Raw genomic sequence first — 11,250 nt, 5'->3', positions numbered from 1 at the left:
CTAAAAGTTCTTTGAGTAATAATCCGTGATGATTTCGTAAGCTTTATTCAATTCATCAAGTATTCTTTGTCTTTCATTTTCATCCATTTTTTTACTATTTATTTTTTTGACCATTTCGTAGTACTTCTCGCTAACTTTTGTGTAACTAACATCAGGTGATAAGCCAAGTATCATAAAGGCTTTTTGAATATCCAAACTCATTTCTGTTTTGTTCCGAGTTGTTTCCAGTTCTTGTGTTTCCTCGTAATTATTTTCTTCATTTTCTCTATACCTTTCTTCATTTATTTCTTGAGTATTCTGCTTAGAATTTTTTGCTACATTTTTTGCACCCTTTAGAACCGAAAATAATACTCTAAAAATAGCATAAATAACAAATATTTGGAAAAAAATAAAAATTAGAGAAAAAATGCCCGATAGAGCAAAAATTTCCTCAAAGGCTCCTAAAACAATAATGAAAAATATTATGAAGAAAAAACTAATAAAACAACCGACAACAAATTTTCCTGCTTTATTTTCCATAGATTATTTAATCGTTCCTTTTTGAATGATTGATTCACCTTCGACATAGCTTACAAATGTTGCTGAGGACTTAACCTTCTTTCCTAACATATTGTATATGAGTGGTTCAAAATTTATGAATATTCCGGCAAAGTATTTTGGATCGTAAAGCGATGTAAAGAATGTTCTATCACCGGGTTTGTATTTATTTGGAGCAACGGTGTACGTTATCATCCTATCATTCTTGATAAGTATATAACTTTCCATACCATTCTCAGCAGTAAGTACTCCATATCTATCTGAGCCTATTGTTACATATTTTTTCACGTCAGCTGGCATCTTAAAACCTGTTCCAAAAACTACAGAATAAGCTGAAATATTCACATTTGAATTTTGATTATTCTGAGTATCTGTATTCATCATCTGTGAAAATGCTTGCCCAATATCTGCACATAGATACATTACGCCCGATGCTTGTAAGTTTGTTAAATTCAAAGTAGAAATAATGGCATCCAAAACGGATTTTTTAAGTGCTTCTGGTATGTTTCTGTTGACAAAGACTAGAAGGTCTCCACCCACGTTTTTATCGGCAAGTATATCGATTGGTTTATTGGAAGCTAATTCCTTTATTGCAGCTTTTGATTCCGCTGTTTTTGCATCTATTTTCTGGTAGAATGTCATCGCTGTTCCTTCAACTCTGAAATATCCGTAACCTTCGAAAGCTTGTTTTCCATCAACTATATTTACATAAGTTACTCCCAAATTACCTTTGAGAACGTTCTGCAAGTTTGCAGGCACTTTTCCTCCACCTGTTTGAACGTCGGAAAGTACGAAATAATTATCGATGAATTTAACTTTTTTCAAGGTTTCTGCGTCAAGAAATGCTTCAAGAATTTTCTTCATCTTTGTTGAACTTTTTACCGGTCCGAGAACTACAGTCATATTACCGTTATTATCAGTTGCTAAAAGCATTTCGCCCATGAAAAGATCAAAATCGTTCATCGTGTATTTCATAGAAAGTAATTGTTGCTCAAGAATTCCTCTAACCAATGATTCAAGACCGATACCCGTGTCTGAGAGAAGTAATTGACCAGTGGGTGTTGTTTTGAAAGCATCGTAAGCTTTTGCTAAATTTGGTATATAGACCAGCGTAGAGTAATTTTTTGGTAAAAACTTCAACGCATCTGAAAATGAGAATACAAAAGCAAAAAATACAAGTGCTACAACTAAAATCTTCTTGTTCTTCATCTTTTTACACCTCCAACTTTTTTTGAATAGTTTTAATCTTCTAATATTTTTTCAAAATCATCAACTGATAATTTTTTATTATTCATATAGTTTCCAAAATCTTCTTTTCCACCACCTTTACCACCATAGTTCTCTACTAAAGCTTTTATAACATCTTTAACGTTATGTTTCTTCGAAGCAATTATGTACTTTTCTCCATCGAAATAAACGAAAATAGCGTTACTCAAGTCTAATATTTTCCAAAGGAAATTACCAACCTCGTAATAGCCTTCTAAATATATTAGACCTTCTTTTTGTAAATTTGTTGCAAGTATTTTGGCGTACTCTTCTGAAAGTTTTGACAGTGTTAATGCCTGCTCACGTACCTGATTAAGTAATTTTTGTGTCCTTAAGTTAAGTTCATCTATCGACGAGGTAAGTAATTTGGATAAATCTTTAAGCACAGAATTGTACTTTTGGAAATATTTCAGAGCTCTCATTCCAGAAACAGCATAAACTCTTGTTAAATTACCTTTGACTTTCTCAGTGTCTATTATTTTAATCAATCCAACTTCCCCCGTGTAGTCTGTGTGGAATCCACCACAAGCTGATATGTCAAAATCACCTATTTTTATAAGCCTTACTTCTTCTTTTATTTTATCACTCAATTTTTTTCTAAGTGGATAAGTATTTGCACCGTTTACGTCTGTTATTATTTCTTCTATTTGTATATTAGATTGAATTATTTGATTAGAAAGTTCTTCAACTTCGTTTAACACATCTGGTTCGATATATGGAATATCTAAATCTATTGTTGAGTATTCCTCTCCCATGTGGAAACCTACTGTCTCAATCTCAGCTACATGTATAAATGCGGCAGATAGTATATGCTGACCAGTGTGTTGCTGTGCGATATCTTTTCGCCTCTTTTCGTCTATTTGAACTTCATATATACCTAATTCGATAGGTTTGTCTATTTCATGAATAACCCATTCTTCTGTTTCTTTTACACTTAAAACTTTTGCTCCGTTTATAAAGCCTCTATCACCTAGTTGTCCGCCCTTCCAATCAGGATAAAATGGTGATATTTTCGCGTAGGCATAATATTTTCCGTCTTTATTTTCTATTTTTTCTATATTTACGACATTCCCAAGATACTTTCCAAGTATCTTCAAATCAATCACCCTCCAATGGTACTTATCATACCTATAGTTCTTCTTATTCTACTGAGCGTCTTTTCTTTCCCAAAAACAGCAATGCTTTCAAACAAGCCCGGTGTAACTAACCTACCAAGTACTGCCCCTCTAATTGTTTGAAATACTTTGTTTGTACCAAGGTTAAGTTCTGTTGCAATTTCCCTAAGCACTTTCTCAACGTTTTCTATAGTATAATCGTTTAAATCTGAGAATTTTTTCATACCGAGTTCAAGTATATGAATCGCTTCAGGCTTTTTTAGGAATTTTTCGATGTAATCATTTGAGTATTCGTAATTATCATCTACAAATGGAAGGGTAAATTCGTATAGTTGCTTTAACGTGTTAACTTTTTCTCTGGATATTTCGATAACTTTATCTGGAATTTCAAATTTGGTCCCAGTAAACTCTTGCCAATCTTTAAAATATTTCATAAGCTCATCTAAGCTTAGCATTCTCATATGCTTTCCGTTAACCCATTCTAATTTTTGATAATCGAACACCACGTTTTTATTTGATATCTGTTCAGGCATAAAAGATTGCACTTTTTGAGTATAATCGAATATCTCTTCATCAACGCTCCAACCTAATATGGCAAGATAATTTACAAGCGCTTTGGGAAGATAACCTTCTTTTCTAAAATGTTCAACCGCGGTTGCACCATGTCTTTTGCTGAGAGGAGTTTTATCTGCACCGAGTATGAGAGGAATGTGCATGAATTTAGGTGGTTCCCATCCAAATGCTTCGTACAAAAGTAGTTGCTTTGGAGTGTTGGATATATGGTCTTCACCACGAAGTACGTGAGTTATGTTCATAAAATGGTCGTCTATTACAACGGCATAATTATACACAGGATAGCCGTTTGATTTTAATATTATAAAATCTTCCATATGTTCTGTTGAAAATTCTATTCTACCTTTAAGCATGTCATCGAACGCTATAACTTTGTTCTCAGGCACTTTGAAAACAACAGTGAATGGATTTTTTGTTTTTGGTTCTTTTGTTGTTTTTTCAATGACTTTCTTAGGATCATTTTCATCGTATATAGCAAAATACGCGTAACCTTTTTCTACAAGTTCATAAGCATATTTTTTGTATATCTCAAGTCTCTCACTCTGTCTATAAGGTCCATAGTTTCCACCAATATCTGGTCCTTCATCCCAATACAAACCTAGCCATTTTAAATCGTTCATTATCATCTGTTCAGACTCACGAGTTGAACGTTCAGTGTCTGTATCTTCTATTCTTAATACAAATTTTCCATTGTTTTTTCTTGCAAAGAGCCAATTAAAAAGAGCGGTCCTTGCTCCGCCAACATGCAAATAACCCGTTGGACTTGGTGCAAATCTTACCCTAACTTCTTGAGATTTTTGATTTATTTCTTGACTCATTGGTACACCTCCAATTTTGGTTCAAAGTTTATCTTATTTACCAATTATCTTCTTACAAAAACTACTGGTACATATAGCTCTTCTTCTGTTAACCCTCCGTGCATTCCATTCAATCTTTCTTCTCCGCCGCTGTAAAGGTATGTAAAGGCATAGTTATCCTTCGCTACCATTATAACATCACCTATTCGATTATACAATTCTGGGTGAGCACGCCCTCTACCAAAAAGTCCCATCTCAACTGCTTCATTTGATGGTATAAATTCACTTTTTTCCGGAAAATTTTCCTCAAAGTATCTCTTGAGTAATTCAAAATTACTTTTTCTAGATAAATAGAAATACATCATTCGCATTTCACCGCCAGGTGGTGATGAAAGTAATCGGTTAAATGGATCCGTTGATTTGATAAAATAATTATTGGCACTTGGTATTTGAATCATTCCGTGGTCTGATGTGATTACAAGTAACGTATCGTTTGGTAAATTCTCACTTGCAAATCTTTTCAATTCCAAAAGTAACCTTTCCATCTCTATCTCGTAAGCCTCAGAATCCGGACCTTTTTTGTGACCAAGCCCATCTAAATAACCCCAGTATACGTATAATAAACCTTTCCAATCTTCTGAAAGTCTTTTTTTCAAAGTTGCAAGTAAATCACCCATGTAAAAATAACTCATTATATGCCCATTCCTATGTATAAGATACGACAAACCAGAGTTTGCTATCGTTGAGTGTGTTAACACTCCCCCGTAAAGCCCTTTATCTTTTAAGATATCAAAAACATTTTCTAATCTATGTATTCTCCTTTTTATTAACCCTGAAAAGATGCCACCTTCAACACCTGGATAAGAGTGTTCTATCATATTTGTTATAGCACCAATTTCGCGCAGGTACAAAATATACCCAAGAAGGCCATGTTCTTTGGGTGTACGCCCAGTAAACCAGCTTGTTACGGCCGCAACAGTTGTTGTTGGAAATACGCTTGAAGCTTTCAGAACATATTCATACCCTATCTTTTTATTTATCTCATTAAATTTTTTGTAACCCATTCCATCGATTAAGAATATAATTACCTTATTTACATTGTTGAAAACCCCCTCGAAGGAGTTTTCGAGGGGGAATTCAGGATGAAATGCCTGACAATCGAATTTTTTTAGGAATGTCGAAACAAGATTAACAATTCCTCTTTCGTAATCCGGTAAAAGTTCCAAAATTTTAAACACCTCTCATTTTTTAGCCTTTTACCGCACCTTTCACAAGTCCACCAACTATGTACTTTTGCATTAACAAGAAGAGTGTAACCATTGGTATCATACCTATTAATGCTGCCGCTGTGAATAACCCCCATTGAGTTTCAAACGGACCTGTTGAGAATGTGTAAAGACCTATAGCGTATGTGTATTGCTTGACATCTTGAAGGATAATCCTTGCCAAAACAAATTCGTTAAATGTTCCCATGAAAGTTAGTATAACTATAACTGCGAGTATTGGTGATGCAAGTGGAAGAACTATTTTTATAAATGTTTGCCATCTCGTTGCTCCATCAATTAACGCGGCTTCTTCAAGTGAATCTGGAATAGTGTCGTAATATCCCTTTATCAAATACATATTATACGCTATACCACCAAGATATGCAAATATCAAACCAGATAATTTGTTCAATCCAAACCCAGGTACGTACTTACCAGCAAATGCAAGGAATGAGTAAATCGCAATCATGTACATTATGGCTGGGAACATTTGAATAAGTAACAACGACATAATTCCATACTTTCTGCCTTTAAACCTCATCCTACTAAATGGATAAGCCGCGAGCGCTGTAACAGCTGTTGTTATAATAGCAACACTGAGAGCGACTATAACACTGTTCAATATCCATCTGAGCATGTAATGGTCTGGTTTCCTCTGCCATATTTGGTCAATTCTAAACGCGGCACCATCTAAAGCTTTGAGGAGTTTTTCAGTATCTTTAATTTTCAATTTATCAGATAGTTCTGATGCTTTTCGAGACATAACATTCATATTTGGAACAACATTGGTTCTATAAGTTGAGAGAACTGTATCTGTTAACCTTTCAAGCGATTGAGGTCTCACCTTTATACCTGCTTTCGCCGCAGGCATAAATTTTGGACCTTGAATTTCGACATCTGAGAGGTAAAGCTTTAAATCATTAATGAATGAGTTATAATTTTCGGAGAAAATGTCGTAATTTGTGAACATATCTTTGGCTATTCCTGGCCAATCGATTGTTAAGATTATCTTTTTTAAAGTATTTTTCTTCTTACCATCAGTTAAGTCATTTACTATATCACTTGTTATACCAAATACTTTCTTAGATTGTAGGTTCATAATTTGTAATTGTGCAGGAAGTTTTAAATTCTGAACCCTTTGTTTTGTTTCTTCAAGTTGCTTTTTAACTATTTGAGCTTTCAAGTAAATTTTAGCTTCTGATATTGTTTCGTAAGCTTTTTCAATTTCCTGATTTAATTGATTAATCTTTGCTTGAAAATCAGAAATCGTTTTCTTAGCTGGATTTATCTTAGCTTGAAGTTCAAGAAGTTTTGAAGTTATATTGTTAAGCTTTTCGATAAGTGTCCTTGTTTCTTTAACAGTTCCTGCTACTCTTGTAGAGAACATGTCAATCGTATTTAAAAAGTCCGCGAACGGTGCTTTGTCCTTATGCTCAAAATTATCCCATCTAGATATTATTTCATCGTAAATTTTTTGGAATTGTTTCAATGAATTATCTAATTCAACAAGATCTTGGAACTTTTGAGAATTTACTCGAAGATTATTAATTTCTGCAAACATGTTTTCAAATTTGAATCTGACTTCTGATTCATCTGGTGTTAAAGATGAGTAAATTTGTGATTTTTCAGCAGCATTCAAAATATTTTTAGCTGATTCAAGTGAGAGCGTATATTCTTTCAGTTGTGGTATTAAATAAGAATTTATCGTTTTAAGAGTCGCTAGATATTGACTTTGATATACTCTGTAGTTTTTCTCAAGAGAGCTAACCTCGTTCTCCAATAATTGTATTTGGTTTTTCAAATCATCTATTTTAGTTTTTCTCTCACCAATTAAAGAATTCCATTGCGCTTCTCCTTTTAAGTAATCAACGCCATCTAAAAGTGAGACGTCGTATTGGTTAGTGTATAAATCGTAAGCAGCAACTTCCAAATACCTCGAAGGTTTTTGAAAATCAAGTTCTTTAATTATTTTATCTATATCTGAATTAAACATTTTTACAAGTGTATCTGAATTTTCTTCAAAATACTTTCTGAGCGTTTCTATGTTTGTGTCTATTGTTTTTTTCAATGTTTCTGTTTCAACGATGTATTTTTTGAATAGTTCGATATCTTTTTTGAAATATTCATTCGCTTTTTCTAATGTATCTTTATCATGTGGTGGTGCCATAAGTACCAATGCATCTATATCGGAAACAAGCCTTGGTCCGTTTTTTTCCGGAGCGATAAGGTCTCTGTAATTTTGCAAAGTCAATCTATTGCTGAACAATTTTGTAGAGAACGCTGCGTTATCTCTTCTAAGCGATGTTGAGACAACCCAAACTATTGGAAACAAAACTAAAATGGACACGATTATTAGTATTATGTGAGTGAGTAATTTTCGCTCTTTCTTTACCATTATCTATTCACCTCTTCAAAGGAACCTGAGAGTTTAAAGTTTATAAAGCTCAAACTGCCAACGATTAGGAATATGAGAATGGAAATTGCAGATGCAAATCCAAAGTCTTGACCACGTCCACCTTCAAAAGCAAGTTTATAAGTGTAGGATATCAATATATCTGTCGAACCTGCAGGTGTTGTGGTATTTGGCATTGCTGGTCCACCACCTGTAAGTAAGTAGATGTTAACAAAATTATTGAAGTTAAAAGCGAAACTACCAACTAATAATGGTGCAACTGTTGTCATGAGAAGAGGGAATGTAATCTTCCAAAATCTTTGCCATTTTGTTGCCCCGTCAATGGCCGCTGCTTCATAGTAATCTTCTGGTATACTCTGTAACGCTCCAAGTGTAACAACCATCATGTAAGGGAATCCAAGCCATGTATTAACAGTTAAAACAGCAACTTTGGCCCAAAATGGATCATTCATCCATTTTATTGGTTCAGCACCAAAGAGTTTGGTTATGATGAACTTATTAAATATACCGTAAGTTTCGTTGAAAAATCCATTTTTCCAAACCAAAACAGATATGAACGCAGGTATTGCCCAAGGGATAATTAAAAGTGAGCGGTATATTGCTCGTCCTCTGAGGTTTGGATTGTTCAAAACAAGCGCCAAAATGAGTCCTATCACAAAGGTGAAAAGTACGCTTAAAGCTGCCCAGGTGAAGTTCCAAACGAATATCTTTGCAAATGGACCAGAAACGGTTGGGTCTGTAAATATTCTTGTGAAATTCTTAAGCCCGTAATTTGAAATATAACCCGCAACAACGATTTTTTTACCATTTTCATCTATGTCGTAAATTGTCCCATTCTCTTCAATCAAAGGCTTACCAGTTGAAGTATTTATAAGAACAGTTTTCACGACACTCTTTCCGTTTTCAATAACTTCAGCAAGTCCAAGTTTGTACATATGTTTAATACCATAAAGCAAAAGTTTGCCCTCTTCATTTTGCCTTATTGAGTATCTATTAGCTAAACTATCAACAAATTCTATTTTACTTAATGTTGGGAAAAGGATTGAATATTTGAAGAATTCTTCATTTATGAAAGTTGTTGGATCTTCGGGTGAATAAAAATATTTGAAAATTTTCCCACCGTCGTTGATTAGTTCTATCATTCCATTTTGCCTTTCCACTCTAACTCCGCTTTCTTCTAACTTAATCAATTCGGCTTCACCAAGTATTAATTCTCCAGCCTCGGTTTTAAGTGGTTTATATTCTCTCATAATGTAAGTATTTTCTCCGTCAGATACAATTACTCTAAAATCTTTCGTCGGTTGTGTACCTTCAAATCTAACATATACATAATATTTAAGTTGCAATCCGTCATCTACGGCATAAGTGTAAATTGGATCAACAAGGAGTCTTTCAACAACTTCTTGACGTGTCATTATATGTCCAGTCCCGTAATTTGTGAAAGCGGTTCTAATAGTAAAAGCAATAGGATAAAGAACAAGTATAAAAAGCAATATAAGTGCCGGTATCATGTATCTATATGGATAACCAGCTGGATTGATAATGAAAAAATCTATAAGAAAAACTAAAACAAACAGTGTGATTGATAATTCATAAAAACCTCTTCCAATAAGAAATAATCCTCCAAGTATTCCAAAGATAGTAAAAGCTATGAGTAAAAGCCAGCCAAGTATTTTTATTATCTTCATCAATTCATCCTCCTTATAGGTAAATAAAAATACTCTTAAGAAAAAGCACGGGGCATTATTCCCCCGTGCCCCTGATATTGTAAGTCTTTATTTAATTTGTGCTTTTATTTGAGCAACTGCGTCTGCAAGCGCTTTTTCAGCTGGTACGCCTTGATCAAGAGCCTTTGCGAGAGCATCGCCCATAGCGCCCCAAACTGCTGCCATTTCTGGAACATTTGGCATTGGGAGACCGTATTTTCCAAGGAAGTCAGCAAATTTCTTTGTAAGTGGATCCTTTTGCATAACAAGTTCGCTAACATCTGTTCTTGATGGACATCTTGGGTCTGCTTGCCAAATTTGGTACATAATATCTTTTGTTGCGATGAACTTTGTTAAGAAGTCAAGTGCAAACAATTTGTTCTTGCTCTTAGCATTAACCATGAATCCTTGTGCTCCGAAGAATGGTTTTGGAGCTTTTCCACCAGGAAGTGTTGGAATTGGTGCAACATCAAAGTTGATACCTGCTTCTTTGTACCCTTTAACTCCCCAAGGGCCATTGAGTATCATAGCTGCTTGGCCGTCTTTGAAGAGTCCATCCATTGTGTTGTAGTTGTCACCAGATGTAAGTATCTTTTCATCGACAAGTTTCTTTATAAGTTTGAGACCTTCAATTGCTCCAGCGTTTGCAAGTCCGACATCTTTTACGTTAACTTTACCTGATTTATCTGTTCCAAATACGTATCCACCCATTCCAAAGAATGCAAATGAGCTGAAGTAGAAGTTCTTGTAATCGTAAATGAATCCTCTAACTTCTCCACCATAATCTTTTTCTATTTTCTTTGCAAGAGCGATTAATTCATCCCATGTTTTTGGTGGGTTTTGTACGTAGTCTTTGTTGTACATAATTGCTGGACCGTCAAATGCATATGGTATACCGTAAAGTTTTCCGTTGTATGTGAACCCTTGAAGAGGTGTTGGGAAGTACTTTTCTTTTTCTGGAAGGTTAATTGGTTCAAGTAATCCGTTTACAACAAGTTCTCCAACCCAGTCATGTGCACCAACGATGATATCTGGACCTTCACCTGCTGGAGCTGCTGTTAAGAATTTGGATTTTATATCTCCGAAGTTTACTTGGATTACATCAACTTGAACACCGTATTTTGCTTTGTACTGATCTGCAAGTTTCTTAAGAATAGGAACTTGTGCTTCAGATGTCCAAATGGTAATCTTCTTTGCTTGGGCAAAAGCTAAAAAGACAAACAAAGCTGCTAAAATAACCGTAAGTACTTTTCTCATACACTCTACCTCCCTTTTTTTAGTGGATTTTGTTAACCAAAGGTATTGATAAATTTCAAAAATCATATTATCTTCTTAAATAGGGGACACCCCCCAATATACTCTCAATAAGGAGGTATCCCGATATGGTTAATATCCAACTCAAATGCCCTCATTGTGGCTCTTCTAACTTCATCAAAAACGGTCATGATAAGTTCAAAAACCAAATCTTCTTTTGCAAAGACTGCAAGCGTTACTTTAAACTTTCTTTCACCAAAAAACACAAACTTTTCTCTTTCCCTTACCCTCGTTGTGTTCATTGTAACCATGTCATGGAAATTT

Annotated in this window: 9 protein-coding genes; all 9 read right to left on the bottom strand. The window is 34.6% G+C overall.

Going from position 1 to position 11,250, the window contains the following annotated elements:
• The gene (locus tag AS161_RS04620) at positions 1 to 519 is read right to left on the bottom strand and encodes a hypothetical protein (RefSeq protein WP_164541969.1); all 519 of its coding nucleotides are present in this window, start codon (positions 517 to 519) and stop codon (positions 1 to 3) included.
• 3 nt (positions 520 to 522) lie between these two features.
• Positions 523 to 1,746: a hypothetical protein gene (locus AS161_RS04615; protein WP_164541968.1), complete on the bottom strand. Its 1,224-nt coding sequence runs from the start codon at positions 1,744 to 1,746 to the stop codon at positions 523 to 525.
• Between the two features lie 32 nt (positions 1,747 to 1,778).
• Positions 1,779 to 2,909 carry an alanyl-tRNA editing protein gene (locus AS161_RS04610; protein WP_241241339.1) on the bottom strand — a complete coding sequence of 377 codons (1,131 nt, stop codon included), beginning with the start codon at positions 2,907 to 2,909 and terminating at the stop codon, positions 1,779 to 1,781.
• On the bottom strand, positions 2,906 to 4,309 hold the full coding sequence (gene gltX / locus AS161_RS04605; RefSeq protein ID WP_164541966.1) for a glutamate--tRNA ligase: 1,404 nt from the start codon (positions 4,307 to 4,309) through the stop codon (positions 2,906 to 2,908). Before gltX ends, AS161_RS04610 begins: the two co-directional genes overlap by 4 nt.
• A 44-nt stretch (positions 4,310 to 4,353) precedes the next feature.
• Complete coding sequence (locus tag AS161_RS04600; RefSeq protein WP_011993948.1) at positions 4,354 to 5,514, bottom strand: alkaline phosphatase family protein; 1,161 nt, start codon at positions 5,512 to 5,514, stop codon at positions 4,354 to 4,356.
• A 22-nt stretch (positions 5,515 to 5,536) separates the two neighbouring features.
• Positions 5,537 to 7,948 (bottom strand): ABC transporter permease subunit, encoded by a 2,412-nt coding sequence (locus AS161_RS04595; protein ID WP_164541965.1) that lies wholly within the window; start codon positions 7,946 to 7,948, stop codon positions 5,537 to 5,539.
• Entirely contained in the window at positions 7,948 to 9,654 is a 1,707-nt protein-coding gene (locus AS161_RS04590) for an ABC transporter permease subunit (protein WP_206518775.1), read from the bottom strand. The genes AS161_RS04595 and AS161_RS04590 overlap by 1 nt, the downstream gene beginning before the upstream one ends.
• A gap of 87 nt (positions 9,655 to 9,741) precedes the next feature.
• Positions 9,742 to 10,929 (bottom strand): maltose ABC transporter substrate-binding protein, encoded by a 1,188-nt coding sequence (locus tag AS161_RS04585; protein ID WP_164541963.1) that lies wholly within the window; start codon positions 10,927 to 10,929, stop codon positions 9,742 to 9,744.
• Positions 10,930 to 11,033: 104 nt separating this feature from the next.
• A partial coding sequence (locus AS161_RS09220) for a hypothetical protein (RefSeq protein ID WP_206518774.1) occupies positions 11,034 to 11,250 on the bottom strand: 217 nt, incomplete at its 5' end.

This window comes from Fervidobacterium sp. 2310opik-2 (assembly GCF_011057735.1).
GTDB classification, from domain to species: Bacteria; Thermotogota; Thermotogae; order Thermotogales; family Fervidobacteriaceae; genus Fervidobacterium; species Fervidobacterium nodosum.
This window is presented reverse-complemented; position numbering and strand designations above follow the sequence as displayed.

What these genes read in the sequence shown, in the direction of transcription:
- AS161_RS04585 (WP_164541963.1), bottom strand. Translation starts at nt 10,929, where the DNA reads ATGAGAAAAGTACTTACGGTTATTTTAGCAGCTTTGTTTGTCTTTTTA.
- AS161_RS04620 (WP_164541969.1), bottom strand. Translation starts at nt 519, where the DNA reads ATGGAAAATAAAGCAGGAAAATTTGTTGTCGGTTGTTTTATTAGTTTT.
- AS161_RS04595 (WP_164541965.1), bottom strand. Translation starts at nt 7,948, where the DNA reads ATGGTAAAGAAAGAGCGAAAATTACTCACTCACATAATACTAATAATC.
- AS161_RS04590 (WP_206518775.1), bottom strand. Translation starts at nt 9,654, where the DNA reads ATGAAGATAATAAAAATACTTGGCTGGCTTTTACTCATAGCTTTTACT.
- gltX (WP_164541966.1), bottom strand. Translation starts at nt 4,309, where the DNA reads ATGAGTCAAGAAATAAATCAAAAATCTCAAGAAGTTAGGGTAAGATTT.
- AS161_RS04615 (WP_164541968.1), bottom strand. Translation starts at nt 1,746, where the DNA reads ATGAAGAACAAGAAGATTTTAGTTGTAGCACTTGTATTTTTTGCTTTT.